We start from the raw sequence: 26,139 nt of genomic DNA on the forward strand, positions 1-26,139 counted from the left end.
AGGGCGGATCAGACTGTTGATTGGTCTTGGATGGTTGTCAGGTGTATGGCGCCGGTGTCACGCCAGTGTCCCTGGGGGGTGAGGGTTGTCTGTAGTGTTGCGCTGATGAAGTCTCTGGCTGGCACTTTTATGGGAGGGCCATCATGAGTGATGGGTTGGCCTTCAATTTCCGTGATGACCAGATTTTCACAGAGCTCTTTCCGTTCAGCTTCGCTGGTGGAGGGGGTTCTGGTGCGGGAGAGCGTAAGGGACAGGGGGCTGTTAAGGTCAATGCGCCGCTGCTGAAGGAAATCCCGTCCTGCGGATGTCAGGGCAAGATTGTAGAATGGACTGCTGGGAAAGTCCTTGTTGGGGAGCTGTTTTGTCCCGAGTATCATGCTGCCTTCGAATGTATCGATCTTTATTTCCAGCTTGTCTTCCGCTGTGACATTCGAGAGGTCGTAAGCGATAGGGGATCCGTTTTCCTCTTGAGGGTTGAAGAGACGGATGATTGTTCCTTCGTTGATTTTCATGTTGCCAATGAAATGCGCCGTTGATTTTTCATATCTGGTTTTGGAGGCCAATTTGAAATTGCCAATCTCCGCACGGCAAGCCTTCTTCCAGATGACGGCTCCCATCACGACAGTACTTTTGGGATCTCCAATCCGGTTGCTGCTGTCAGAGAAAGGATAGTCACCAGTAATCACATAGTTATGCATGGGAATGACACGCTGCGGAGCCACGGGCAGAGCGCTCAGGATCAGGCTGCAGACATGTGGCAGTTTGGAAGGTCTGCCGGAAAGCAGGAGGGCATCGCAGCCATAGGCCTGAACAATACTGCACAGTATCTGCAGGGGTTGGCCCAGCCTTCTGGTAATAATACCTTCCATGTCATCGGTTGTTACATGTATGTTGGCATCCAGAGGGTCGAAAATATCTTCGTTGGCAGCTTGCGTGTCATCGTTCTGGTCAAGAAATCTGGTCAGAGCGGAAGAGGAAGGCGTGCCGTGAATGGAAAGGTGTTTTTTGAGGGCTGCCCTGAAATAATCACGTGTGCGTTCGGCGGCTTTCGGAGAAATCTGGTGAAGCTCGTGCAAGCGGCCTGTTATCAGCTCTCCCGAGAAGAATGTTTCCACATTTTCGTAGGCATTAATGATGCTCAGTGCGACAGGTTCAAGAATTGTGGAAATGAAAAGCTGTCGCTGCGTTGCCTCCTGAATGGTTGAGTCTGCGGCACCCAGTTTGAACAGGGTATTAAAAAAAGCTCGTGGCTCAGGAATATGATATGTTCTGAAATGATTCATGAAGGCCGTGATAATTGGCCCTGAAATTATGTCTTCAAGCAGGTCATCACCCGCAATGCGCAGACTCTCGCGGAAGAGCTGATGCGGGTGGAGCATTTCTTCATGTTTGTTGCGCCGATAATCGCACACCATGAGGTCTGTTGTCCCTCCGCCGATATCAAGGCTGGCGATGCGGAGGCGTTCTTTGCCATCGGAGGAGGCAGCATGGCCATAGAGATGGAAAAATTCGTCAACACTGCCGCCCATCTTGTTGTTTATTTCATTCTCCAACCAGACAAGCTGAGTGGCTGTTGCCTCATCTATGCTGCATTCAAGCTCAGGTGGCTGTGTGTAGGCGTCCCCAAATTGTTTCCATGTTTCCTGCTGCCTGGTGCTCTCCCAGGCCATGGTGAGGGCCGTCCGAGCACGTTTGGTAAGGATGCGGCGCTCAGCCAGAGGCATGCCGGGCGGGAAAGCCAGTACAAGGGAACGCAGCCGGCGTGGTGTCCGGCTTTGCTCGCGACTTTCGCGTTCCTGCGGGGAGTTCATGAAGGCTATGGCCTGCAGGATGAGCTCATTGAGCATGAGGATGGAAATCTCGCTTTTGGATAGCTGACAGACTTTCACCTTTCTGGCGGCTGTTATGTCCGGTCCCGCATTGGCACCATCGTATAGCTCTTCCTTCAAATCAGTGCTGAATGTTGTGATGCCCCGTTCGTTCTGCCGCATCAGGATTTCATGAAGTTTGCTTCGGAATGAGCCTGATACCCGGGGGTTTTGGGCGGGATGGGGGGGAATGGCTTCCGCGCTGGTGAGAGCATCATTGAAATACCATCCCTGAGATGTAGGAGTGCGATCCCAAAGGTAGCGTTTGGGGGAAGCGAGGCCGGAAAAGCCTTCGGTTCCTTCCCGAGCGGCCATCATTTCTTCGGCCTCTCCGCCTACCCGGACAGGAGAGGGCCAGAGGAATGCATCATCGCGCCCAGATTCCCGGGAAAGCCGGACATCTCCGAATGTTATGTTGCTGAATTCGATCCGGCTTGAGAAAAGCCCGGAATGGATGGTCTGTGGAGCACGCAAATCCCGGAGGCCAAGCACACGGCAGTTGCCGAACCGGCCATTTTTGGAGAGTGCCTGATCGGCGTTCTGCTCGATAAGGATACCGCTGCTTCTGGAGTTCCCCAGGTCCAGGACGAGATCGACATCGATTGGTTTTGTTGCATTGTCAACAAACTTGATGACAGGCAGGTCTTTATCGGCGGTAAGCCCCTGCAGCAAGGCCAGATAGGCAGCAAGAGCTGTAAGGCGGTGATCCAGATCTCCAGGCCGTGGAGGCGGCGGTGTATCATCATCAAAGGAAGGCAGATACGCTTTCACGCTCTCAGCCTGGGCGGTAAAGATGATATTCTGGACCCAGTGATTGACACTCAGCCAATCTTTGATCCTGGTGAGGGGGGGCAGTGCGTAGGTTGCTGCTCCGTTGTCATCCGGCTTGGGGCCGTTGTAGATGGGATTGCCTTCTGGGTCCTTGGAGGGGGTACGCTCCATCGTGGTATCGATGACAATTTCCATGAAGAATTGTTTTGTTGTCGAATCTTTTTTGAGACGACCACGAATCCAGTTGGAAGGGCCGCCCTGGAGGTCAACTATGTCTGTTGGATCTTCTGTGCTGGAAGGTCTCTTCTGGGAGTCACTGTCGCTGAACGTGTTCAGCCAGGGCAGTGGAATCCAGCGCCCCTCAAAGAGTTTTGCAACGGTTCCTTCGAGGTTCAGGAAAATTTCTTCGCCTTCAACCCGTTTTCCTGCCGAGTTGCGAGTGATGACCAGAGTTTCCTGCTCTTTTGAGGCAGGGTTGGAGACAAGACTGAAGATATAGTCCTGTTCTACCCGCTCACGGAATGAAGCCAGGTCGAAATGAAGGGTAGTAAACTGCAACAGGCTGTCAGGAACGAGAAGAAGTTCTGTCATGATAAAAACCCAAAATCGGATAAGGAATGGACGGGTTTGGAAGGGAGTGCCTTTTACAACGAGGTAGCAGGAGGAGGAGAGCTGCCGCCATCAGGCAAAGACTGCGTTCCTGGGTGGGGTGCATGATCCCCGTCGATTGGTGCCTGCGGGGCCTGATCGGGGGCAGGGGAAGGAGCCTGACCAGCACCCTGGTCCTGCGTACCGGCCGGGGGTTCGGGCAGGGTGAAATTGAAGCTCTGCCGGTCGTTATCGGTGCGGGCTTCTGCGTTGTATTCCTGGACGGGCTGCCCGTCTTCATAGACGGTCACATGGTATGGGACAGGCTCGCCATTGGAGCGCATGTGATAAGGGATGACCCTGATGCTGTACGTACCGGGCTGTGGACGGACCGGCCAGGTGATATGCTCGATGGGATGCTGTACAATGGGAGAGGTCGGCGTTCCCACGTTGGCGTCCACGTCCAGCACGCCTCCCTGTGATGCACGCTTGGAGAAGCTGATTTCCTGACCGGCAGGAGGTTGGACATGCAGGTCCAGGTCACTGGGGTCGTTCCAGGCCAGAGAGATTTCCAGAGCTCCCTTGTTGCCTCCCCGGCTGCGTGCTGTTTGAAGGTCATTCATGGCAGTCTGTCTGTGTGGTGCGTCAAGGGGCACTGCTGTGTGAACAGGGGCGGCAGGGGGTGCCAAAGGAGTGTGGACAGGGAGCTGACCGTTACTGCAAGCACCTCCGATGGAGGAGGATACTCCATTAATGCTGCCAAGGCCGGGAGGGGCAGACAGGTGCCGTGCAGAAAAGAGCCCCATGAGCAAGGTGCCCAGAAGCCATAAGAGCAGGAGGAGGCCCAGCAGAACGAACCCCCACCGCCAGAAACGTCGCATCCAGAGCCCCAGGCCGATAAGAAGTGACGCAAGAAGCGCCCAGCCCAGCCCGACTCCCCACAAGGCAGGCCCCAGAGATGTGCTCAGGGCAAGGAGGAGGAGGAGAAAAAGGGGAAGACCGAATGTCAGGGCGGGGAACCAGTGCCAGGCCGGAAAGAGGGCCAGCCATCGTGTGTACCACACGCGGTACCATGGAAGGATGACAAGTCTTTCTTGCGTAAAAGTGTGGCTGCTGGTGAACCTCTGGGAGGTTCTTTGCTGACTGGTGGTCTGGTCATTGGATGCTGATGCATGGGGGGAAGAGGGCTGGGATGCCGGCTCTTCGGAAGTGGTTTTTTCTTCTGGTTCAGGGCGGGGCTCGGGGTCGGGCGCTGCTGGGGGAACGTCGGGAAGGGTTTTACCCTGCAGGTTGCCTTTGGCCAGCATGCCGGAAATTGCACGATGCCCCCAAGCCGTAAGAATGAGCCCATGGGGGTTATAATACAGGTTGTCGATGTTGGGGATTGTTAGGGCTGTTGGAAGTAGGGATACGATATCCGGGTCGATGTTGCGGCCACTATTCTGTTTCGCCCATTGGATGATGTAGTCGCGGGTCTGTGTATAAATCTGGTTGATCTGGCTCTGTTTTTCCGGGGGGATGGGAGAGCATGCAGGGCCATACCAATCTATGGTGCCATCGGCAGGGTTGCCAAAAGGTTGTGCCAGGGAAAGATGCTGGGCTTTGGGAAACTGTTGAGCATATGCCTGCAGAACATCCTGGATATCTTCCCAGAGCTCCGTGACGGGCTGGCCTTGCACCCGCAAGGTTTCAAATTGGCCATTTCGTGTAGTTTTAATGCGTGAAAAAGGCATATGGAGGGGCTTCTCGGTGTAGGGACGTTGATAATCTTCCAAGACAGATCATGTCATAATATTGTTGTGTTGTTAACCTTGCAATGGATGGCATGAGTTTCCCCTGTGGAGAAAGTGGTCATGACGAGATTGACATGTTCTGTTTTTTTACAAAAAAAGTGAAGTTATTTTATATTTTCTTTATGAGACCTTCTATGCTCTTGGAGCTGTCAAGTCCTTAGAGAGGAAGAGACGTACCTGTCTGGCACTGCATTTTTGACATGTCCTGATGAAACTACCATTTGTGCCCATCACAAGGCAGCTGGAGCTGTCAGGAGGGGGGGCTGCAGGATATGTCAGAGGGGGAAGCAAGGTCACGGAACGCCTTGTATTCATGCGTCTTCCCAGTCAGTTTCAGCCCAACATGATCAAGACAGCCCGGAATAATGCTGGTGTTTGTCTGGCGACCCAAAAGTTCATTTGAACTTTTCCAATCGCCTGTTACGCTCGACATGGTCGATAGTTGTATGTTCAGGGGAGAGAAATCAGATGAAAGAATGGCTTGATTGGCCCGCCAAGAGTGCTCATCCTCCTGAAAATATCGAACATCCGGCAATTTATCATATGCTCGATGTAGCGGCTGTCGCTGAGCAGCTGCTTGCGGAATCGCCTTGGCCATCTGCATTGAAACAGGCTTTTATTGCACTGGCAGGCCTGCATGATTTAGGAAAATTCAGTGAAACATTTCGAGGAATGTTACGTGAGGGGGCATATCAACCATTCACGCACTGGGAACTGACTGAAATTCTTCTGCTGACTGAAGATGACTGGTTGGCGGAGTGGCTGGGCGGTACCGAAGACGTTCGGGAAGTTTTATATGCGGCTGTGGCCGGGCATCATGGCCGCCCTCCTCAGACAAACTTGCAGAGACGGGAGCTGAGGAAGTGCCTGCGGGCTGTCGGAGATGGCCATGAAGCAGCACGACGTTTGTTGGAGATTTTCAGGCAGCTCTGGCCGGAGGCTTCTCTTGATTCCCTGGATGAAGAAGCGGCGACAAGTTTTTCCTGGTGGTTGCCTGGGTTCTGTACGGCAGCCGATTGGATAGGGTCCAATACGACATGGTTCTCTCCAAAGGAATTGGAGCTGGAACCGGAGGCGTACCTGAAAGAGGCACGTGCAATTGCCCAAAAAGCCGTGAAAGAAGCTGGCTTGAGTGGAACAACAGCCCGTGAAGGGGAGTTGTTTGATTTTGCACTGAGGCCACTGCAAGAGGCATGCGTTTCTCTGACCTTGCCAGAAGGCCCCGCACTGGTTGTGCTGGAAGCCGAAACCGGGGTTGGTAAAACGGAAGCCGCTCTTATTCTGGTGCAGCGTATGATACTGGCAGGGAAGGGGCGGGGATTGTTTTTTGCTCTGCCTACTATGGCCACAGCTGATGCCATGTTTGGGCGGGCCAGGCGGGTCATGGAGACGATGTTTACAAACCCGTCCTTGACCCTCGCTCACGGTCGGGCCGGTCTGTCCGTGCCGTTTCGTGACCTTGTCAATGAAGGAAGCAGGACGGGTAAATCTGATGATCAGTCCGGCGTGACAAGTGCTGAGTGGCTGGCTTCAGATAATAGACGGGCCCTGTTGGCTGATGTTGGGATCGGCACGATTGATCAGGCTTTGCTGTCCGTTCTGCCGGTACGGTTTCAGACATTGCGGCATTATGGCCTTGCTTCCAAGATACTGGTGGTTGATGAGGTTCATGAAATGGGTGAGCCCTATATTGCGGAAGAGTTGGTGGCTCTGTTGCAGATGCACAGGGCCATGGGGGGCTCAGCTATATTGCTGACAGCGACTCTGCCACTCAAATTACGGGCCCGCCTTCTGGAGACGTACGGCGGCATTTCTGAATCTCACGCCTATCCGGCCATAACTGTCGCCGGAGGTGAGACCGTAACACAGTTTGATGATGATGCCCGGCCCCAGAAAGGGCCTGTCATGGTGGAGCGGCTTTCCACGATGGATGAGGCGGTGCGATATATTGCCCAATCTGCAGCAGGTGGAGCTGCCTGTGTATGGGTTCGCAACGCCGTGGATGATGCCATTGCTGCGGTTGATGCGTTGCGGGCTGAGGGGGTGCAGGCCCATCTGCTACATGCCCGTTTTGCCTTGTGTGATCGCAAAAAGCTGGAACAGGAAGTGCTGGATCGTGTGGGGCGGAATGGGACTGGCCGCAAGGGATTTGTTCTGGTTGCGACACAAATTGTTGAAGCCTCGCTGGATTTGGACTTTGATGTCATGGTGTCCGATCTGGCCCCGATTGGCTCCCTGATACAGCGTGTTGGCCGTCTATGGCGGCATATGGATGTGCGTCCTGCCACACAGCGTCCCGTCCCGGCACCTGTTTTGAAGGTCCTGTCACCAGACCCTGCCGAAGTGCAGGATGACCGCTGGTTGCAGAAAGTTTTGGAGAGAGGGGCTTGGGTTTACTCATTGCCGGATATGTGGCGGACGGCTTCGGTTCTGTTCAAGGCTGGCCAGATCAGGACCCCAGATGGTTTGCGCTCCCTGATAGAAGCTGTACATGGCGATGAGGTGGAAAACCTGCCCTCCGTACTGGATGGGGCGGAGGCAGAAGGGTGCGGAAAGGCCATGGCTGCGCGGCATCGTGCTCTTCAGAATCTTGCCACTATTGAAGATGGCTACCGGAAGGGCGGCTGCGGTGCGGATGATACGACCTATCCTACCCGGCTTGGGGATGAAACCCGGATTCTTGCTTTGGCCCGCCAGACGGACCATGGCCTTGTCCCATGGGCACAGGCCGAAGGAGTTCCTTCGGATGAGTTGGGCAGGAGTGAGCTGGCAGCTCTATGGGCATTGTCGGAAGTTTCTGTGAGGAGCAAGCGGCTTGTGGGGCTGGACCTTCCAGATCAGGACAGGGCCGATATTCAGGAAGCTCAAAGATACTGGCCACAATGGAAGAAGAAAGCCGTCACGATCTGCCCGGTTCATGAAATAGATGGAGCTATCTGTCAGGGTGTTTGTTATAGGAGTGATATAGGACTGCTTATATACTATTCTTCCTGATCTGGTAATTTCATTGATTTTTCCATCCCATTATTCCTCATCTGTTTTGATTTGTGACTTGTTAATGGGCTGGAAATGATACAGAGTGATATCGGAGTGCTGTATTCTTTTGCTGGTGCATGGAGACGCAGCAGATGGTTGATCTTGTAACCCCTAGAGGTTTCTGGTGTCTCTAAATCTGATAACAGACCCGTGGATTCCTGTACGATGCGACGATGGTAGCAGGCGGATTATTGCACCATGGCAGATGGCAGAAGAGGGTATGCTCTTCCCGGACTGGGTCCGTCCTGACCTGAATGTTGCCTGTCTGGAGCTGCTGGTTGGGCTTGTCTATCTGGCAGATCCACCAGCGAACAAGAAGGATTGGCGGGCCCGCAGGCGGGCTGATCCAGAGCGTTTGAAAACGAAATTGGCTGCTTATGAGCCGGCCTTTCATCTTCTGGGTGATGGTCCCCGCTTTCTTCAGGACATGGAGAAGCTTTCAGGCTCCCCTAATCCGGTTGACATGCTGTTCATCGATAGTGCGGGTGGGCAGACCATGCGCAATAACATTGACGTCATGGTGCATCGCAGCCGTTATTCATGTCTTTCTCTGCCGGAAGCGGCGATGGCGCTTTACACATTGCAGGACTTCGCTCCATCTGGTGGAGCTGGAAACCGCACCTCCATGCGTGGTGGTGGGCCACTCGTGACACTTCTCGATCCCGGCGAAGAATTATGGGACCTCGTCTGGCTCAATGTTCCGTTCGGTCAGCCATCCGACATGAAAGACCTGCCGTGGATGAGGCCGACACGGACATCGGAGCCTGGGCGGGCATCCGTCTATCCGTCTGATGAAAAAAGACACTTTGACGTGGAAGCGTTTTTTGGCATGCCCCGCCGTCTGCGCCTTGTAGGGGATGACGAGGGTATAACAGGTGTCATACAGAGGCCCTATGGCACGAACTATGCCGGGTGGCGGCATCCTTTAAGCCCTTATTACCGGCTCAAGGTCACAGAGGACTGGCTTCCACGCCATCCACGGGCTGGGCGGTTTGGCTATCGTAACTGGCTGGGTATCATTGCTGAAGGTGAGCCCAAGAAAGCGCATGAAGAGCGTTTGGCCAGTTTGGCACTGATCGTGAGAGAGTGGTGTGGACGAGAGAGAGGGGATGAGGCGTCCGTAATTGTAGCGGGCTGGGCCATGAACAACATGAGTCCGAGAGATTTTGTCTATTCCCGCCAGCCGCTTTCTCGCCTGTCCGAGGATGCTGAAGAGGTTTTGCGAGGTTTTATTGAAGCTGCCGAGATGGTGGCGGCAATGTTGAACTGGGCATTGTCATCCGTTCTGGATACTGGTGAAGCACGGGAAGCGCAACGTGAAGAGTTTTACCTGAAAACTGAACCCGCTTTTTATCATTGCTTCCATCAGATAGCCGCCGGCGAGAGACCCTCTGAAGAGTGGCTGAATGCGTTGCGAAAGCAGGCTCTGGGTCAGTTTGAAGCTGTTGCTCTGCCGGGGCTTTCCGAGCGTGACATGCAGAGCATGAAGAAAATTGCCGAAGCCCGGAAGCTTCTGAACATAGAGTTGTGGGGATACGGCAAGAAGGCAGGTCCGGCCCTGTTTACAGCATTGGGTCTCTCCGTCCCGCAGAAGAAGAGGAAGGCCGCATGAGTGAAAAAACAGACATTGGCGTGAAGGTATTTGAGTGGTGGCAGAAAAATCTTGCTCCACGCACGCAGTCTGCGTCGAGGGATGCAGAAGAAAGCGGGAAGAGCGAAACGGAAAAGATGCCGGGCCAAACAGCGGCACGCACGCTCAGTGCGAAGTTGCGTCGTGGGGGTTTCCCTGATCTTCTGTTTGAACCGGAAGTGCATCATCTGGTGCGTACGCTGAATGTGCGGGAGCATGAGCTGAAACGTTTTTGTCGGCTGGTTGAGATACTGGGCAGTGTGCGGACCAATAGCCACAGCACATTGGCAGAGCGGTTGAGAGGGGCAGATAAGGAGCCATTATTGTCTCCTCTAAGGTTCAAGCAGTTAATGACAGCGGAAGATGAAGAGCTGGCTGCGTTATTGCGGCGTGCTGTGCAGATGGCAGAGTATCGCTGCAACGTTGCAGCCCTCGCACGGGATGTCATGTTCTGGAATGATCGGACCAAGACCCGCTGGTGTCTCGATTATTTTGGTGCTGCGAATTCGGGAGACAAGACAGAATAGCACATGTGTTGCTGGTCTCGTTTTTATCCATTTATCAAGTAGGTTTTTGTGTCATGACAAATTTTGTCCAGTTCCATGTTCTGACAACTTATGGTCTCTCCAATCCCAATCGTGACGATATGGGCCGCCCCAAACAGGCCGTGATTGGTGGGGAGGTGCGTATGCGCCATTCCTCACAGTCGGTCAAACGGGCCTTGCGGGAAAGCACGTTCTTCAGCAACGACCTTGCAGACCATATGGGGACAAGAACTAAACGCCTGCATGGTGGGCTGGTGCAGCATCTTTTGAGTAAAGGCGTTGCCGAGAAAAAGGCTCAGGAGAGTGCAAGTACTGTTGCTGGCATTTTCGGCAAACTGGAAGCGGCTGACAAGGAAACGGGCGAACAGATCGCCACGACACTCGCTTTTATTTCACCAGATGAATGGAAACTGGCAAAAGAGCTGGCCGAAAATGTCGCTGCCGGGGAGAAACTGCCCAAAGACAAAGACCTGAAGAAAGGGGTCCTGCGTCGGGCTGATGGGGCGGTGGATATTGCCATGTTCGGGCGTATGCTGGCCTCCGATGCCGACTTCAACCGGGATGCCGCCGTGCAGGTGGCTCATGCGTTCACGACCCATCGTTCAGTAGCGCAGGAAGACTGGTTCTCCGCTGTGGATGATCTGAACAAGGATGATGAGCGTGGTGCTGGCCATATCGGTGAAAGCGCCTTCGGTACGGGGGTGTTCTACCAGTATGTCTGCGTCAATCTGGACCTGCTGGTTGAGAATCTGGCCGGTGACAGGGAACTTGCAGCCAAGGCCATGGAAGCATTGGCTCGGGCGCTGTCTCAGGCCACGCCTCGTGGCAAGCAGAACAGCTATGCCCATCGGCCACGTGCACATTACATGCTGGCAGAACAGGGTGAGCAGGCACCCCGTGATCTCTCAGGTGCGTTCTTCCATGCTGTAAAAGGTGAGAATCTGCTGGAAAGCTCCATTAAAAAGCTGGAAGAGACCCGGAAGGCCATTGATGATGCCTACGGGCCGTGCTGGGCTGCCGAAGCTAAATTGTGTGTGGGCAAAACCGGAACACTGGATGAACTGGTCGCCTTTGCAGGTAAAGCCGTGCGGGGTGAGTGATGGCTTCCCCTTATCTGGTGTTTTCGCTCTCGGCCTCCCTGGGGTCGATGGGCGAGCTGGCCGGGCATGAGCGGCGGGGGTCGCTGCTCTGGCCGGGCCATTCCGCACTGATCGGATTGATGGGAGCTGCGTTAGGCATACGGCGTGATGGCGATTTCTCTGGGCTGGACAGTCTGAAGATTGACGTGGCGGTGTTTGACAGCGGCACGGCTCTGCGTGACTTCCATACCATTCAGTCCGTCCCTGCGGCGGCGGTGAAGAAGCCAAATTCCCGCCCGGAGGCAATCCGGAAAGCGGGAGAACGGCTGACAACCAGCATCACTCTGCGCGATTATCGGGCGGGAGTGTTCTATGGCGTGGCCGTGCAGGGTGAAGGGCTGGAGGAGATAGCGGCAGCGTTACGCAAACCGCATTTTACGCTCTATCTTGGCCGTAAATCCTGCCCGCTTTCATCCCCTCTGAATCCTCAGGTCGTACAGGCCGATACGGTCGAGGAGGCCTTGGGGCAGGTGAAAGTGCCTTTCTGGCTTTCCAGACATGTTGATCTTTCTGAAAAGGTCATGGTTGTCGGCGAGCAGGGCAGCCAGCGGGATTACGTGCATGATGTCCCACTGGACCGGCAACGCTGGCACTTTGCTGCACGGGATGTCGGAATACGGCATGTTGAACTGCTAGGGAAGACGATGAAATGAGCTGGTATCTAAGTAGAATCCGCCTTTCCCGCAGCCCTGCCGTCCGTGTTCTGGAAGCCGCCCTGAGAGAGCCGGATACGGGGCTGAGGCGGTCATCGCAGCATCATATGCTCTGGTCTGCCTTTGCGACTGATCCCAACCAGAAGCGGGATTTTCTCTGGCGTGCAGAAAGTGACGGGAGCTTTCTTACCCTCTCTCCACGCCTTCCACGGGATGATAACGAGCTGCTCGAGCCTCCTCAGTGCAAGCTTTTTGCCCCTGAACTGAAGACAGGGGACAGGCTCGAGTTTCAGCTTCAGGTCAATGCGACACGGATGAAGCGTGATACGGGCAAGCGTGTGGATGTCGTTCTGGATGCGATTCACGCTATTCCGAAGGAGGAGCGGGCAGAGAAACGCATGGACCTTGCCCAAGAAGCAGGTCGTGCCTGGCTGACACGACAGGGTGAGAAAGCGGGTTTTGTGCCGCATCATGTATCTGCCGATGATTATCATACCGAGACGCTTCCACGTTTTGGAAACGAACGGAAGAGGAGCAACCGGCCTGATTTCGGTATTCTGGACCTCTCAGGCCAGCTGGAGGTGACAGACCCGGAAGCGTTTCTGGCCCAGCTGGTCCGGGGCTTTGGCCGGGCCAAGGCCTTTGGTTGCGGCCTCATGCTGATCCGGCGGGCTTCATGAGCGGGGCGGGGAAAGGCGGGTTACCCGGTCTGGCCCCGCCAAAACCCATCCCTCTGAAAGATCGGGCTTCCCTGATTTTTGTCGAACGGGCGCAGCTGGATGTGCTGGATGGTGCCTTTGTAGCGGTGAATGCTGATGGTACGAGAACCCAGATTCCCGTTGGCGGTCTGGCGGGCATCATGCTGGAGCCGGGTGCCCGTATCTCTCATGCAGCCGTGTCGCTGGCCGCCCGTGTAGGCACGTTGGTCACATGGGTAGGGGAAGCTGGCGTGCGGTTATATTCTTCCGGCCAGCCTGGTGGAGCACGGGCGGACCGCCTGTTATGGCAGGCCAGTCTGGCTTTGAATGATGAGGCCCGGTTGCGTGTCGTGCGAGAGATGTACAAGCGGCGTTTCAAGGAGGAGCCACCTGCCCGGCGGTCGGTGGATCAGCTGCGTGGTATTGAGGGAGCCCGTGTAAGGGAAAGCTACGCCCTGCTGGCTGCTCAATATGGTGTCAGCTGGAAACGCCGCTCTTACGACCGGAAGGACTGGGACGGCTCGGACATTCCCAACCGTTGCCTCTCAGCGGCCACGGCCTGCCTGCATGGTTTGTCCGAGGCTGCTGTGCTGGCAGCAGGTTATGCCCCGGCAGTGGGGTTCTTGCATAGCGGGAAGCCTCTTTCTTTCGTGTATGATGTGGCAGACATCTTCAAGATGGAAACCGTTGTGCCAGAAGCTTTCCGTATTGCAGGCAAGGCGGAAAAGGGGCGGCTGGATATGTCCCCAGACCGGGCCGTGCGTCTGGCCTGCCGGGACAGGTTCCGCAAGGAAAAGCTGTTGGAGAGAATCATTCCGACCATTGAGCAGGTTCTTTCGGCTGGCGGTCTGCCTCGCCCCGAGCCCCCACCGGAGGCCGTGCCCGTCGCTTTTGAAGATGAAACCTTTGGCGATCCGGGGCACCGTTGATGCTGGTTGTGGTGGTCACCAATGCGCCACCCCGCCTGCGTGGCCGTCTGGCAGCATGGCTGGTGGAAATACGGGCTGGGGTCTATGTGGGCAGCTACTCCAGACGGACAAGGGAGATGATCTGGGAGCAGGTACTGCTTGGCCTTGGGCCTGAGGGTGATGCTGTCATGGTTTGGCATGTTCCCAACGATCAGGGATATGAGTTCCGTACGGCTGGTCACAATCGCCGGATGCCGGTTGATTTCGATGGATTGAAACTGGTTGCTTTTCGACCGGAATAAAGCGAAGGAGTGAGGTATTAAATTCTGGTTTAAGTTGGTACGGTCTTTGACAATAAAAAAAGTCATGTCTTACAGTACGTTGCAGGAAGTCTGTCTGTTCCCCGCCCATGCGGGGATGAACCGTGGTGAAACAGGCGGCAGTCACAGCCCTACGGCTGTTCCTCGCCCATGCGGAGATAAACTGCTCTCAAACAGGGCACCCCCACGGCGGCCAGACTGCTCTCCGCCCGTGCGGGGAGGGCATGTCTTCATCTCCATATTTTCTGTCAATATAAGCAATCAAAATGCAAAGTCTTAATGTTTAGGAACCGGAAAAGAAAAAGCCCGCCATGAGAAGTGGGCCTTTCTTCAGATGAACTGATATTTGCTCTTTCCTTTTTTGATGGCTTCATCGGCCTCCTTCTTGATCTTGTCTCTCATGGTCATGAGAAAAACGTCATATTTGGATTCACGCTTTTCCATCTCCTCAACCGTCAGTTCTCCACTGGCAATCTTCTTGTTGATGTCCTGAATCTCATCCTGCCATCTGCCGACATATTTGATTCCCATTACTTCGCCTTCAACTCTGGCCCGGTCAAGATCAGCCGCATCCTCGAACGTCTGATCAAAGGCGGCTCTCTGGATACTGCCGACTGTCACCATAGCATCAAGGGTCAGCTTGTCGTCTTCCTCTTCTGCCCGTTTCCAGATGACTTCAGCACGTTCGATAAAGCCACGGAGATACTGTTCCTCATAGATGGACAGGACACATTTTTCTTCCGGGACTTCCACATTCCACGCTTCCGTATGGGAAACGTCATTGATGGCTTCAAACTGGTCCCTGCGAACCCTTGTCAGTGCCAGAGATTCATAGATGGGGATACTGGTCCCGTCAGCCTTGTTGGTGAACGCTGTAGAAACGTAAATATCCCGCCAGTCTTTTTCTATACGACTATTCGCAATAATGCCCTTGAGCAGACCGATGGCCCGGACATAGCCGAAACGCTGGCAGTCTGCGATGACATTCTTGCGCCTCTCCCTGAGAAGTTCATCTTCCCTGTCTGCAATGGTCAGAGTCCTTGCGGTGAGAAGCTCGTTGATATCATCGTTTGTCCTGTCGAGTGCATCATATCTGGCACTGAGCCTGTCATATTCATTTGCCCACGCCTTGCTTGCTTCATTGACGCCCTCACGAGTAGGCAATGTTTGTCTCATTCATCTGCCGTCTTTTGCGGCTGCTCATCAACACATCAATGGCAGCACCCGCAATGGAATAAGCCAGTCCAACAGTGGCTTCACCCAGATCAGCCGCTACATACTCGATAGCCATTTTCTTTTCCTTTTCCTTTTCCGTCCAAAGTTGATATTCTGATGCGATAATATTTTTTCTTATTCTGTCAAGAAACAATCCATGTCATCTGCAAGACACGATAAATATTCATATGAATGATTGACTGTGGAAAAAAGGCTGGAACTCTGGATATTCGGTCCAGTCATGCAGATTGTCATGTGTGATTAAAAATAATTAACATAGACTTTTTCTCTGGTGCGCCACCCCCTTCCATTACCTGAGCTGCGGTTTGCTCCCTGTCCTTTCATCTGGTGGGCAGCGGCACTGTTTGAAGCACCATCAGCCAGATTGGTTTCCGTGAAGGTTCTGGCGCAGTTTGTCATGTTGGCGATTGCAAGGCCCATGAATTCCCGCATACCCTCGCTTTCACCACGGTTCTGTGTGTTGGTCCCAAACCACCCGGTAACAGTATCCGGCAGAGCAGAAATCAGTGAGAACCAGATAGGCAAAGAACCCGACCGCACCATTGGAGGCAATCCGGGAAAAATGCTGTTGACCCAGATGATTGTCTAGAACATGGCAACGGCAAGACAGATTTCCTGTAGTTTTTCTATTTTGTTTCACCATCGATATGAGAGATCACCAAACAGGGCACGGCCAGGAGCGTAGGAGCAGTTGGTCGTGCTGGTACATACGGAAACATATTTCGAGTTGGCAATGTTTGTGCCATTCAGCTGGAGGTGCCATCTCCGGTAATCAAGATGGGCCTCAATATCGCCAACCAGCTGGGAGGGTACGATGATGGTGGCTGGCAGGGCACCGGCCGTTGTGCCCGTATAGCGGACGCCCCCACCAATTCCGGCACTGAAGGTGCGTGTGATGATGAAGTTGCGCCGCATGAAGAAGGAAGCCATGCGGGAGGGGACCGTCACGGGGCGTTGGCCCACCTGGTTTTGTGTGGCGGCACTGCCTTTGGTGATGCGTGGGTCCTGCACCGTGAAGGAGGCGAGGAGGTCGATCCTGTAGGGGAGACGCCCGACAAATTCCGCTTCAAAACCACGGGTCCGCTGGGCACCGAGCTGTATCTTGTCGCTGGAATGGAGAGGGTCCTGCACCAGGTCATTCCGTTCTTTCAGGGTGAAGACATCCAGTGTGAGCAGGAAACGGTCGCCAAAGATGGAGTCTTTGCGGGGCCTGTATTTTATTCCGGCCTCCAGCAGCCGTCCCCGTGTCGGGGAGAAGGCGGTGCCATCATAGGTCGTGCCAAGCTGCGGACTGAAGGACGTGGCGTAGGAGACATAGGGAGCCACACCCCAGACCGATTGATAGAGCAGGGCCGCCCGGCCGGTGAAGGCGTTGTCCTTCTGGGGTGTGCGCTTGCCCGTATTGTTGTTGACCTGCACGCTCTGGGTGAAGTCGCCACGACCGGAGAGGGTGAGGAAAAAGCGGTGCCAGTCAGCCTGCTCCTGCCCGTAAAGGCCCGTCTGTGTCCCAGTCGTGTTGTAATTTCGTTTGGACGCATAGGCGGGCATGGCGATGGCCCGATAGACTGGCTGATAGAGGGACAGGTTGGGCGCTTTCCTTTCGCCACGCCGTTCCGCCATGAAGTCGCTGCGGAAATCGACACCGGTAAGCAGAATGCTGTGGAGGGAACCGAAATGGTCTTTCCATTCCGATCGTGTATCAAGCGTTGTGGTGTTGTAATTGCCGGACTGCAAAAGGGCCGTGCGGGATATCGTGTCCGTGTTGACCAGCTTTGGCTGGGCAACCGTGCGGTACAGTACGTCCATGTGGGCAAAACGCATGTTCTGCGAGAGCGTCCAGCCCGGCAGCAGTTCCTGTCTCAGCGCATAGCCGACTGAAAGCTGACGTTTGGAATAGACATCGAAATTCCGGTCGCCGGACAGGAAGTTGCGGGGCAGATAGCCATGCCGGGTGGGCACGACCGTGCCGACATAGGGCAGGAACTGCGAGCTGGACCCCGCATCCAGCTGCTCATAGCTGCTCAGGAAGGTGAAGTCCGTACGGGAGGAAGGCTGCCAGCGCAGGGAGGGAGCCACATAGATTTCATTGTTCTTGATGTGGTGGGCAAAGGTGCCCGATTTGCGGATCAGCCCGTTGAACCGCCACAGCCAGTGGCCCTGCCTGTCAAGGCTGCCTCCAATGTCCACGGCTCCCTGCCGCCGGGCATAGCTGCCTCCCTGTACGGAGATGATGTTGGTCTGGTGCTGTGTGGGACGCTTGCTGACGGCATTGATGATGCCGCCAAGCTGGCCGGACCCGTACAGTGCGGAGCTGCTGCCACGGATGATGTCCATCTCCTCCAGCCCCCAGGGTTCTATGGAGAAGGATTGCGACGTGGCGGCGTTGGGCGTGCGTGTGCCATCCAGATAGATGTCGGGTGTGAAGCCACGGATGGTGCCAAAATAGCCCCGTGGGTCATCTTTCCCGCCATAGTCGGAGACACCCGCACTGTAGCGGATGGCCTCCGTCAGGGTGCGGCTGTTGAGCATGTCCATTCTGGCCCGGGAAATGACCGTCAGGTTCTGGGGTGTGGTTTCCAGCGGCGTGGCCGTTTTCAGGGCCGCCTGTCCCGTACCGGCAAGGAGGGCACGGGCCCTGCCACGGACAAGGATTGATTCGACAGGTGGTTTGGGGGGCGTGGACACTTTGTGTGTCGTGTTTTTCCGTGTTTCTGGCGGGGGCGGTGCCTCGGCTGCCATGACGCATGATGGAAGGATGAAACCTCCCAGAATGAGAAGCCCCCGGAATGATCTGGATGAAACGGGACGGAGCAAAATGGCCTCTTTAACATGAGAATGATTATCATCATCAAATATAAAAAGTAGTTTAATTTCGCAAGCGCTTTCACATTCCTGTGATGAGATGATAGGGCTGTAAGATAAAGCGGGACAGGCAGCCATCCATTATGGGCAGAATGGCGGTTTTTCCCCCTGTGAGCTTGGGAATTTATTAAAACTAAAAAACATAGTGATTTACAAAAACAACAAAATAAAAAGTTGATTTTTATCCCAGATTTGACATGCTCCCCGCATGACGACGAAGCCCTTTTTCTATCTGCCCATCGTTCTGCGGACGGACCAGCGTGACGCCCTCCTTGTGGGGGGCGGGCAGGTGGCCGTGCAGAAGATGCGTCTGCTGAAGGGGCGATGCCGGATGATCCACATCTGGGCAGAAACACTGCATCCCGAGCTGGCAGCTCTGGTGGAGCAGGGGCAGGCCGTGTTCCGTCAGGGCAGGGTGGCAGAAGACGCCCTTCAGGCCGTTCTGCCAGACATGGCACTGGTCTTTGCCGCCACGGATGATGAGGCCGTCAATGAGATGGTGGCCCGTCAGGCCCATGCGCTGCGGGTACCCGTCTGTGTGGTGGATGCCCCGGCTCTTTCAAGCTTCATAACTCCGGCTCTGGTAGACCGGTCCCCCGTGCAGGTGGCCATCACGACTGGCGGGGCCTCTCCGGTTCTGGCCCGTCGTGTCCGGCAGATGGTCGAGGCCATGCTCCCGGCCAGAATGGGTGAGGCCGCCCGTTTCATGCAGAAGCAGCGGGGCTGGCTGAAGGACCGCCTGCCGGGGATGAAGCAGCGGCAGCGTGTCTGGGAATCTTTCGTGGATGGTCCGGCCTATGAGGCTGCCCTGGCCGGGGAGGAAGACCGGGCACGGGAGCAGCTGGAGCAGCTCGTGGCGGAGGCCGAAGGCGAGGCGGACCGCCCGCAGGGTGAGGTCTGGCTCGTGGGGGCTGGACCGGGAAACCCGGACTGGCTTACCCTTGCGGCCCTGCGCCTGATGCAGAATGCGGACAGTGTCCTGTACGACAATCTCGTGGCGCCGGACGTGCTGGACCGTGTGCGGCGTGATGCCGAGCGTGTCTATGTCGGCAAGAAGCGGAGCCATCACACCCTGCCGCAGAGCGACATAGAGGCCGAGATGCTGCGCCGGGCCAGGCGGGGTGAGCGGGTCCTGCGGCTGAAGGGGGGTGACCCTTTCGTGTTCGGCCGTGGGGGGGAAGAGATGGAAACCCTGCTGGCTGCCAATGTGCCGGTACGGGTCGTGCCCGGTATCACGGCGGCCAATGGCTGTGCCGCCGCCGCCGGGATTCCGTTGACCCATCGGGACTGCGCCCAGAGCTGCGTGGTGGTGACAGGCCATGCCCGGGCTGATGGAACGCTGAACCTGCACTGGCCCAGCCTTGCCCGCAGAGGGCAGACGGTCGTCATCTACATGGGACTGAGCTCGATGGCGGAGCTGTGCTGGAAGATGCAGGATCATGGCCTGCCGGAAAGCTGGCCGGTGGCGGTCGTCCATCGGGGGTCCTGTGCAGACCAGCGTTGCGTGACGGGCACGCTGGGCACGATTGCTGAAGATGTCCGTCGTCAGGGGCTTCAGAGTCCCGTACTGATCATTGTGGGAGAAGTGGTGCATCACCGTGGCGCGGTGGTGCAGGCTGTGCCCGGTTACAGCACATCGAAGGAGAGTGCCTGATGAAACGTCTTTCCCGCCCGGGAGAAGGGGAAATCCTGCTGCTGACGGCCAGCCGTCTGCTGGATGGCCGTATTGTCTGGCTTGGCGAGGGGGATCACTGGCATGAATCCATCGCCGAGGCTGTCCGCTTCACCTATGAGGAGGCCGGTCCGGCTCTGGAGCGTGCCCTGGCCGAGGCGGAACAGAAAGAGGTCGTGGCCGTATATGAGGTCGTGGCCAGGGATACCCGGCCTCCCGAGCCTGTCACGACACGGGAAGCCATCCGGGCCCACGGGCCGAGCGTTCACCCGGATTTTTCTTACGATCATGCCCCGGTGCGGGAAAAGGAGAAGGTAGGATGACACAGCCTGCGTCACGGTCTGTCGGGCATTACCAGTATGAGGAGCGGGACCGGACCTTCCTTCAGGAGCGCATCAACGAGTTCGAAGGGCAGGTCCGCCGTCGTCTCTCCGGCGAGTTGAGCGAGGAAGAGTTCAAGCCCCTGCGGTTGATGAACGGGGTTTATCTCCAGCTTCATGCCTACATGCTGCGGGTGGCCATTCCCTATGGCGTGCTGGACAGCCGCCAGCTGCACAGGTTGGCCGACATTGCGGCCAGATATGACCGGAATTATGGCCATTTCACCACCCGGCAGAACATCCAGTTCAACTGGATTGCGCTGAAGGACGTCCCGACCATCCTGCGGGAGCTGGCCGAGGTGGACATGCACGCCATCCAGACCAGCGGCAACTGCATCCGTAATGTCACGTCGGACGAGTTTGCCGGGGCCGCGAAGGATGAACTGATGGATCCCCGCATCCATGCCGAGATCGTGCGGCAGTGGTCCACCCTGCATCCCGAATTCACCTTTCTGCCCCGCAAGTTCAAGATCGCCATTTCCGGCAGCCCGGAAGACCGGGTGGCGGCCCGCTTCCATGACATCGGTCTGCTGGCCCGTCCTGGTGAGAATGGTCCGCTGTTCCGTCTTTTCGTGGGCGGTGGGCTGGGGCGGACGCCGGTCGTCGGGCAGGAACTTTTCGATTCCGTGAAGGAAGAAGACCTGATTGCCACGCTGGAGGCCGTTCTGCGTGTCTATAATGCGTTCGGACGGCGGGACAATCTCTACAAGGCCCGTATCAAGATTCTGGTGCAGACCATCGGTCTGGAGGCGTTCCGCAAGGCCGTGGAGGAAGAGCTGGCCCGCATGGACCGTGCCGCCTACCGGTTGACATCGGAGCATGTGGCGCAGATACGTGCCCGTTTCGCCCTGCCGGACCTCAAGGCCCCGGCAGATGCGGCCGACGTGCTGGAGCAGCACAAGAAGGCTGATCCCGTCTTTGCCCGCTGGGTGGCCAGCAATACCCATCCTCATCAGGATGAGGGACATATCTGTGCCGTCATCTCCCTGAAGACACCGGGGGCCATTCCCGGTGATGTGACGGCCGAGCAGATGCACGGTCTGGCTGATCTGTCCGAGCGTCATTCATTTGGTGAGGTGCGGGTCACGCATCTTCAGAATCTGGTGTTCGGGCATGTCCGCAAGGACCAGCTGCATGAACTGTGGCAGGGCCTGAAGGCACTGGGCCTTGCCGCACCGAATGTCGGTCTCATCAGCGACATCGTGAGCTGCCCGGGGCTGGATTACTGCAATCTGGCCAATGCCCGCTCCCTGCCACTGGCGCAGAAGCTGGGGGCCCGTTTCGGCGATGCCGACCTGCAGGCCGAGATCGGGGCCTTGAGCATCCACATGTCGGGCTGCATCAATGCCTGCGGGCATCATCACGTGGGCAATATCGGTCTTCTGGGGGTCGACAAGCGGGGGGCCGAGACCTACCAGATTCTTCTCGGCGGGGATGCCGGGGAGAATGCGGCCATTGGCGGGATTCTGGGCCCGTCCTTTGCAGAGGATGAAGCCGTGGATGCCGTGGCCCGCATTGTGGAGTTCTATCTCGGGCAGCGTCAGAAGGGGGAGACCTTCGCTGCGATGCTCAAGCGGTGTGGCCTGAAGGCTTTCAAGGAGGTGGCTTATGAAACTGTTTGATCTCAGCGGGCGTAAACCGCTGGAGGCGGCCTCTCCCGTTCCTTTTGCGGAGTGGAAGGAAACCCGGCAGGGCACGGCCATCTCTCTGGCACCGGATGTCGAGGTGGAGGAGCTGCGCTCCCATCTTGGCAGCCTGACACTGATCGTGCTGGAGTTCCCCGTCTTCCGGGACGGGCGGGCATTCACGCAGGCCCGGTCCCTGCGGGAATATGAGGGGTATGAAGGGGAAATCCGGGCGTCCGGCCATCTTCTGCCGGATCAGGCCATTCATTTCAGACGTTGCGGGTTTGACAGCGTGGTTCTGCCGGATGGGGCCAACGTGAAGGACTGGGAAGACCAGCTGGGACGCTATCAGTTCTACTATCAGAATACCGCCGTCAGCCCCGTCTGAGGGGGCGGCTTCTGGGAGAGCCTACAGAAACGGGCCGGAAGGGACTGTCCTTTCCGGCCCGTTCTTGCAGGTGGGGTGTCTCAGAACTCCGCCTTGACGGAGCCGAAGAACTGGCGGGGTGCGCCAAGAAGGATGGACTGGTTGTTGTAGGCTGCTCCGCCCTGGTTATCCATCGTGAAGCCGTTCTGGCCCACGGTGGAGGCGTATCTGGTGTTGGCCAGATTGTAGATGTTGAAGGCGAAGACCAGATTCCTCACGGCCGTAGGGTTGCGCATTCCGAGACGGGTCATGTCCAGCGTGTAGATCAGGCCGAAATTGGCCAGCCAGTAGGTTGGCAGCTTGTAGTCGCCCACATAGTCATAGCTGCGCTTCCCATAATACTGGGTATCGACATAGGCCTGCAGATGCCGCCACTCATAGGAGAGGCGGGCCTTGTACATGAAGCGGGGATACGCCACCACCTGCCGACCTTTCGTGGCATAGAGCGTTCCGCCGCTGCGTATGTTCTGGTCGTACGTTGCCTTGTCGTAGCTGATGCTGTTGAGCAGGGCGAGGCCGGGCAGCGGCGTGATGGTGATGGCCCCATCCACGCCATTCATGGTCACGCCCCCCACATTCTGCACGGTGGAGGTGTTGTTGGTGAGGATGGACCCGGCACCCGCGCTGCCCAGAATTTGCTGGAGGCGGTTATGGAAGTTGGTGCGGTACAGGTACAGGCTGCTCTGGATGAGATGGTTGGTGTAGCGGTAGCCTCCGGCGAAGGTCCAGGCCGTTTCCGGCTTCAGGCTGTTCTTCGTGGCGTTGTAGGCCAGCTGGGACACCGCAAAAGGTGAGTTGCTGGAGTTGTAGCCGGACTGGCTGTAGGCATGGGCATTCTCGGAAATGTCGAAGAAGAGCTCATGATGGTGGAGGAAGTGCCAGTCCCCGCTGATATGGGGCAGGAAGGCCTTGGCGGTCGTCAGGCTTTCTCCGCTGGCCAGAGCCGGGAAGCGGGGTTCCCAGTTGGTGGCATGGCCCACACGGGTCGTATTGAGAATGGACTTGAAGCCAAAATGCAGCGCAACGGACCTGATGGGGTGATAGGTGTCCTGCACGTAGGCCGTGAAGCTGTTGGTGTTGTAACGCTGCCCCCAGAGGGTCCGGCCGGGAACGTTCCTGAAGCTTTTGAATGGATTCAGGGGTGTGCCGTTGGGGCTGTCGGGCTGCTGGTAGGCATAGGCGTAGGAATCATACCGGTTGTTCTCGTACCAGAACCCCACGGAGAGATCATGCCGCTTCAGGCGGTAATCGAAGGAAGTCAGCCCGCCGAACCGTTCGATGGAAGGATGGCGGACCTGCTCGAAAATGGGGCCACCATTGAGTTGAACGGTATCGATACCGTTCTGGTACGCATAGGGGCTGGCATAGGTGCCGTGGCCGGTCTCGCTGTGGCCATAGAGGCTGCTTTTCCATGTCAGGCGGTCGGTCAGGGCAAGGTCAGCCTTGATGCCTCCGAACAGGTCGGACGAGCTGGCCGTACTGTCGTAGTAGGAAACATCCTTGGGGTCTGACAGCCGGTCATAGGCGGCAGGGTACTGCCCCCGTGCGGCCCGGTAGGCTCTGGCCCATGCGCCGGGCCGCCCGTAGAAATTGTCCAGCCGGGACCCAGCCTGGTCCAGCCAGCTGGGAGCGTAATCCTGATAGTTCACCATCTGGAGGGCATCCCAGTTGAAGAAGGCGGAAACCTGGCTCCGTTCCCCGATGGGCTGGACCAGCTTGGCATTGACCTGCTGCATGAACTGGTCTCCGCCGCCCTTCCATTTGTCGCCCTGATTGCGCATGTAGGAGACGTAGAACTTCGTGCCGCTCTCATTCAGCCTGCCGGAGTCGAACCGGAAGAAGGAATGGAACAGCGCATTGCTGCCGAAGGTTTGGGCAACCAGCCCTCCCGTTCTGTTCTTGGGGTTGCTGGAGACGTAATTGATGCTGCCCCCCAGATTGTTGGTGCTGGCCGTGCTTTCCGCCCCGGCACTCTGGGTGACCTCCAGCCGTTCCACATTCTCCGAGGAAATGGCCTGTAGCGGGTTCAGCCCGTTATAGTTGCGGAAGGTCGGCTCCCCGAGGGGCAGGCCATCCAGCGTCATGCCGATCTCGTTCTGGATGAAGCCATGCATGTAAATCTGGGTCGAGTAGGTGTCCACACCCTGCGGGTCGTCGGACTGGAACTGCACGCCCGGCATCTGGGCCAGCGTGCGGAGGGGGTTGGTGCCGGGTACCTGCTGTTCCAGCTGCTTGTGCCCCAGCACGAGCTGCGTGCCCTGCATGATGTGACGGGTGCGGACGGACAGGGTCTCATACCCGCCATGAACGGCCTTGCGGGCATGGCGTTTCGTGCTGGCCCCAGCTGTGGCAGCGCCCCCCGGATGAGGGGCTGATGATCGGAGACGACCCGTCTTGCCGTCTGCATGGCGAGACGTGAGATGCTGGGTGTGACGGTCAGTTTCCGGGCTGTTATGGAGACCGGCGGCCTGGAGTGAAGCAGGCACGACAAAGGGTGCGGACAGGCCGGTGAGGCCCATCCAGAACAGATGGCGATATGATGGCATGACGGATCCGTTGAGACGGTGAAAGGGCAGGTGCCGGAGTCGTGCCCCATCTTTGGGGCACCCCGGTTTTATGAGAGAGGTATCAGGCCCTGTTCAGACATCGCCGGATGATGAAAGTCAGGCTGGTCAGCGTCAGAAGCAGAATGACGGCGAGTGACAGCAGGGCATCCCCGCGTGCGGAGGGCAGAATGAGCAGGATGGCTCCAAGAACTGGGATGAGCACGGCCAGTCCCTTGGCCAGCGGCAGGGCCGTGGCTGTCTGTGACTGCCGGGCCCAGAGCCAGTAGGCGATGGCGATCATGAAATAGATGAACAGGATCAGCCCGCCTGATGAGCCGAGAAGAACGGGATAGAGTGTTTCCGGCGAGCCGATGGCAGCAGCGATGACAGCCAGCTCCAGCAGGGTGGTCAGGCGCAGGGACCAGATGGGGACCTGCCGGTCTGTTTCTTCTGTCAGTTTCTGCGGGGCGAGGCGCAGATCGGCCAGTTCCCGCAAGGTGCGGGACACGACATAGACAGCTGAATTGAGGCAGGAGAGGACAGCGACCAGTGTTACGGCAATGGCGGCGTAGCGGGCCAGCGGAACACGGAGATATTCCAGCACGCTCAGGAAGGGGGACTGCCCTACATGCACACCATTCCACGGCAACAGGGAGATGATGACCAGTACCGACCCGGCATAGAAGAACAGGACCTGCAAAGGGAGGCGCCGCATGGTATGGGCGATGGCCCGCAGGGGGCGGTCACTGTCCGTGGCGGCGATGATGGCAATCTCGCAGCCGGTGAAGGTCTGCACGATCATGGGGACAGCCCCGATGACAGCCCAGCTTCCTTTGGGGAAGATGCCTCCATGTGCGGTGATGTTGTCGAGCGCTATGGCGAAGGGATGACCGGAGAGAGCCAGCCAGCCCAGGCCGAGGGCGATGAAACCGCCCAGAAAGAGCAGTTTGAAAATGGAGAGACCTGTTTCCGCCTGCCCGTAATGGCGCAGGGAGAGACGGTTTATCGTCCAGGCAATGGCAACAAGGACAAGCGCTCCCCAGAGGGGGGCAACGCCTGCCAGCCGTCCGATGATCATGCCACCGGCAACGGCCTGTGCTCCGGCCGTCACGGCCCAGAGGAAGGCATAGCTCCAGCCTGTAATGAAGGCTGCCCTGGGGCCATTATGGGTGGCGATGTGGGTGATGAAGGACCCCTGCCCCCGTGCGTTGATGGCCAGCCCTCCCAGCAGACGCATCACCAGCCAGACGACGATTCCCGCTGCCAGATAGGACAGCAGGACAGCAGGACCGGCTGCGGCGATGGTGGCGGACGTTCCGACGAACAGCCCCGCCCCGATGATGCCGCCAATGGAGATCATGGCGACATGCAGCCCTTTGAAACGGCTTGCGGCAGGGGCACCGGACGAGGATGACGGTGACGCAGGAGGCTGGCTCATCGGG

Annotated in this window: 20 protein-coding genes; 12 read left to right on the plus strand and 8 right to left on the minus strand. The window is 57.0% G+C overall.

What is annotated here, in order from left to right; genetic code table 11:
* Positions 1 to 8: 8 nt before the first annotated feature.
* Positions 9 to 3,230, minus strand: coding sequence for a virulence factor SrfB (locus tag J8Z04_RS03280; RefSeq protein WP_192848505.1), 3,222 nt, complete (start codon positions 3,228 to 3,230; stop codon positions 9 to 11).
* Positions 3,231 to 3,283: 53 nt separating this feature from the next.
* Complete coding sequence (locus J8Z04_RS03285) at positions 3,284 to 3,850, minus strand: hypothetical protein (protein WP_143539963.1); 567 nt, start codon at positions 3,848 to 3,850, stop codon at positions 3,284 to 3,286.
* 1,638 nt (positions 3,851 to 5,488) lie between these two features.
* Here J8Z04_RS03285 and cas3 point away from each other — a divergent pair.
* From cas3 to cas2e, 8 genes are all read left to right on the plus strand, one after another.
* Entirely contained in the window at positions 5,489 to 8,014 is a 2,526-nt protein-coding gene (gene cas3 / locus J8Z04_RS03290; RefSeq protein WP_192848506.1) for a CRISPR-associated helicase Cas3', read from the plus strand.
* Positions 8,015 to 8,180: 166 nt separating this feature from the next.
* Entirely contained in the window at positions 8,181 to 9,668 is a 1,488-nt protein-coding gene (gene casA, locus J8Z04_RS03295; protein WP_192848507.1) for a type I-E CRISPR-associated protein Cse1/CasA, read from the plus strand.
* Complete coding sequence (gene casB / locus J8Z04_RS03300) at positions 9,665 to 10,213, plus strand: type I-E CRISPR-associated protein Cse2/CasB (RefSeq protein ID WP_192848508.1); 549 nt, start codon at positions 9,665 to 9,667, stop codon at positions 10,211 to 10,213. Before casA ends, casB begins: the two co-directional genes overlap by 4 nt.
* A gap of 53 nt (positions 10,214 to 10,266) precedes the next feature.
* Positions 10,267 to 11,331 carry a type I-E CRISPR-associated protein Cas7/Cse4/CasC gene (gene cas7e, locus J8Z04_RS03305; RefSeq protein WP_192848509.1) on the plus strand — a complete coding sequence of 355 codons (1,065 nt, stop codon included), beginning with the start codon at positions 10,267 to 10,269 and terminating at the stop codon, positions 11,329 to 11,331.
* Positions 11,331 to 12,023 carry a type I-E CRISPR-associated protein Cas5/CasD gene (gene cas5e, locus J8Z04_RS03310; protein ID WP_192848510.1) on the plus strand — a complete coding sequence of 231 codons (693 nt, stop codon included), beginning with the start codon at positions 11,331 to 11,333 and terminating at the stop codon, positions 12,021 to 12,023. Before cas7e ends, cas5e begins: the two co-directional genes overlap by 1 nt.
* Positions 12,020 to 12,703, plus strand: coding sequence for a type I-E CRISPR-associated protein Cas6/Cse3/CasE (gene cas6e, locus J8Z04_RS03315; protein ID WP_192848511.1), 684 nt, complete (start codon positions 12,020 to 12,022; stop codon positions 12,701 to 12,703). Before cas5e ends, cas6e begins: the two co-directional genes overlap by 4 nt.
* Complete coding sequence (gene cas1e, locus J8Z04_RS03320) at positions 12,700 to 13,650, plus strand: type I-E CRISPR-associated endonuclease Cas1e (protein WP_086431675.1); 951 nt, start codon at positions 12,700 to 12,702, stop codon at positions 13,648 to 13,650. Before cas6e ends, cas1e begins: the two co-directional genes overlap by 4 nt.
* The gene (gene cas2e / locus J8Z04_RS03325) at positions 13,650 to 13,931 is read left to right on the plus strand and encodes a type I-E CRISPR-associated endoribonuclease Cas2e (protein ID WP_043561864.1); all 282 of its coding nucleotides are present in this window, start codon (positions 13,650 to 13,652) and stop codon (positions 13,929 to 13,931) included. Before cas1e ends, cas2e begins: the two co-directional genes overlap by 1 nt.
* 348 nt (positions 13,932 to 14,279) lie before the next feature.
* On the opposite strand, the gene J8Z04_RS03330 is transcribed toward cas2e, so the two are convergent.
* The 4 genes from J8Z04_RS03330 to J8Z04_RS03345 all read right to left on the minus strand — a co-directional run bounded on the left by J8Z04_RS03330 (position 14,280) and on the right by J8Z04_RS03345 (position 17,924).
* On the minus strand, positions 14,280 to 15,125 hold the full coding sequence (locus J8Z04_RS03330) for a hypothetical protein (protein WP_192848512.1): 846 nt from the start codon (positions 15,123 to 15,125) through the stop codon (positions 14,280 to 14,282).
* On the minus strand, positions 15,100 to 15,240 hold the full coding sequence (locus J8Z04_RS03335; RefSeq protein WP_192848513.1) for a hypothetical protein: 141 nt from the start codon (positions 15,238 to 15,240) through the stop codon (positions 15,100 to 15,102). The genes J8Z04_RS03330 and J8Z04_RS03335 overlap by 26 nt, the downstream gene beginning before the upstream one ends.
* A gap of 185 nt (positions 15,241 to 15,425) precedes the next feature.
* Complete coding sequence (locus J8Z04_RS03340; RefSeq protein ID WP_192848514.1) at positions 15,426 to 15,728, minus strand: hypothetical protein; 303 nt, start codon at positions 15,726 to 15,728, stop codon at positions 15,426 to 15,428.
* Positions 15,729 to 15,821: 93 nt separating this feature from the next.
* Positions 15,822 to 17,924, minus strand: a complete 2,103-nt coding sequence (locus J8Z04_RS03345; protein WP_192848515.1) for a TonB-dependent siderophore receptor — start codon at positions 17,922 to 17,924, stop codon at positions 15,822 to 15,824.
* A 331-nt stretch (positions 17,925 to 18,255) separates the two neighbouring features.
* On the opposite strand from J8Z04_RS03345, the gene cysG reads away from it, so the two are divergent.
* The 4 genes from cysG to J8Z04_RS03365 are packed head-to-tail and all read left to right on the plus strand — an operon-like array spanning position 18,256 to position 22,112.
* Positions 18,256 to 19,701 (plus strand): siroheme synthase CysG, encoded by a 1,446-nt coding sequence (gene cysG, locus J8Z04_RS03350; RefSeq protein ID WP_192848516.1) that lies wholly within the window; start codon positions 18,256 to 18,258, stop codon positions 19,699 to 19,701.
* The gene (locus J8Z04_RS03355) at positions 19,701 to 20,042 is read left to right on the plus strand and encodes a DUF2849 domain-containing protein (protein ID WP_052349231.1); all 342 of its coding nucleotides are present in this window, start codon (positions 19,701 to 19,703) and stop codon (positions 20,040 to 20,042) included. The genes cysG and J8Z04_RS03355 overlap by 1 nt, the downstream gene beginning before the upstream one ends.
* Entirely contained in the window at positions 20,039 to 21,721 is a 1,683-nt protein-coding gene (locus J8Z04_RS03360) for a nitrite/sulfite reductase (protein WP_192848517.1), read from the plus strand. The genes J8Z04_RS03355 and J8Z04_RS03360 overlap by 4 nt, the downstream gene beginning before the upstream one ends.
* Positions 21,708 to 22,112 (plus strand): DUF934 domain-containing protein, encoded by a 405-nt coding sequence (locus J8Z04_RS03365; protein WP_192848518.1) that lies wholly within the window; start codon positions 21,708 to 21,710, stop codon positions 22,110 to 22,112. Before J8Z04_RS03360 ends, J8Z04_RS03365 begins: the two co-directional genes overlap by 14 nt.
* Before the next feature lie 80 nt (positions 22,113 to 22,192).
* Here the strand turns inward: J8Z04_RS03365 and J8Z04_RS03370 are convergent, their stop codons facing one another.
* Both J8Z04_RS03370 and J8Z04_RS03375 read right to left on the minus strand, forming a co-directional pair.
* Entirely contained in the window at positions 22,193 to 24,697 is a 2,505-nt protein-coding gene (locus J8Z04_RS03370) for a TonB-dependent receptor (protein WP_232086383.1), read from the minus strand.
* 82 nt (positions 24,698 to 24,779) lie between these two features.
* A complete protein-coding gene (locus J8Z04_RS03375) occupies positions 24,780 to 26,135 on the minus strand; it encodes an amino acid permease (RefSeq protein WP_192848519.1) in 1,356 nt (451 codons plus the stop codon).
* Between the last annotated feature and the right edge of the window lie 4 nt (positions 26,136 to 26,139).

The sequence above is a fragment of the Bombella apis genome, assembly GCF_018221685.1.
GTDB lineage: Bacteria > Pseudomonadota > Alphaproteobacteria > Acetobacterales > Acetobacteraceae > Bombella > Bombella apis.

Excerpts from the sequence above, each read along its gene's own strand:
- cas3 (WP_192848506.1), top strand. The coding sequence starts at position 5,489 with ATGAAAGAATGGCTTGATTGGCCCGCCAAGAGTGCTCATCCTCCTGAA.
- J8Z04_RS03335 (WP_192848513.1), bottom strand. The coding sequence starts at position 15,240 with ATGGCTATCGAGTATGTAGCGGCTGATCTGGGTGAAGCCACTGTTGGA.
- J8Z04_RS03365 (WP_192848518.1), top strand. The coding sequence starts at position 21,708 with ATGAAACTGTTTGATCTCAGCGGGCGTAAACCGCTGGAGGCGGCCTCT.
- cas6e (WP_192848511.1), top strand. The coding sequence starts at position 12,020 with ATGAGCTGGTATCTAAGTAGAATCCGCCTTTCCCGCAGCCCTGCCGTC.
- J8Z04_RS03360 (WP_192848517.1), top strand. The coding sequence starts at position 20,039 with ATGACACAGCCTGCGTCACGGTCTGTCGGGCATTACCAGTATGAGGAG.
- cas7e (WP_192848509.1), top strand. The coding sequence starts at position 10,267 with ATGACAAATTTTGTCCAGTTCCATGTTCTGACAACTTATGGTCTCTCC.
- cysG (WP_192848516.1), top strand. The coding sequence starts at position 18,256 with ATGACGACGAAGCCCTTTTTCTATCTGCCCATCGTTCTGCGGACGGAC.
- cas1e (WP_086431675.1), top strand. The coding sequence starts at position 12,700 with ATGAGCGGGGCGGGGAAAGGCGGGTTACCCGGTCTGGCCCCGCCAAAA.
- J8Z04_RS03355 (WP_052349231.1), top strand. The coding sequence starts at position 19,701 with ATGAAACGTCTTTCCCGCCCGGGAGAAGGGGAAATCCTGCTGCTGACG.
- J8Z04_RS03330 (WP_192848512.1), bottom strand. The coding sequence starts at position 15,125 with ATGAGACAAACATTGCCTACTCGTGAGGGCGTCAATGAAGCAAGCAAG.
- J8Z04_RS03285 (WP_143539963.1), bottom strand. The coding sequence starts at position 3,850 with ATGAATGACCTTCAAACAGCACGCAGCCGGGGAGGCAACAAGGGAGCT.
- J8Z04_RS03370 (WP_232086383.1), bottom strand. The coding sequence starts at position 24,697 with ATGCCATCATATCGCCATCTGTTCTGGATGGGCCTCACCGGCCTGTCC.
- J8Z04_RS03280 (WP_192848505.1), bottom strand. The coding sequence starts at position 3,230 with ATGACAGAACTTCTTCTCGTTCCTGACAGCCTGTTGCAGTTTACTACC.
- casB (WP_192848508.1), top strand. The coding sequence starts at position 9,665 with ATGAGTGAAAAAACAGACATTGGCGTGAAGGTATTTGAGTGGTGGCAG.
- J8Z04_RS03345 (WP_192848515.1), bottom strand. The coding sequence starts at position 17,924 with ATGGCAGCCGAGGCACCGCCCCCGCCAGAAACACGGAAAAACACGACA.
- J8Z04_RS03340 (WP_192848514.1), bottom strand. The coding sequence starts at position 15,728 with ATGGTGCGGTCGGGTTCTTTGCCTATCTGGTTCTCACTGATTTCTGCT.
- cas2e (WP_043561864.1), top strand. The coding sequence starts at position 13,650 with ATGCTGGTTGTGGTGGTCACCAATGCGCCACCCCGCCTGCGTGGCCGT.
- J8Z04_RS03375 (WP_192848519.1), bottom strand. The coding sequence starts at position 26,135 with ATGAGCCAGCCTCCTGCGTCACCGTCATCCTCGTCCGGTGCCCCTGCC.
- cas5e (WP_192848510.1), top strand. The coding sequence starts at position 11,331 with ATGGCTTCCCCTTATCTGGTGTTTTCGCTCTCGGCCTCCCTGGGGTCG.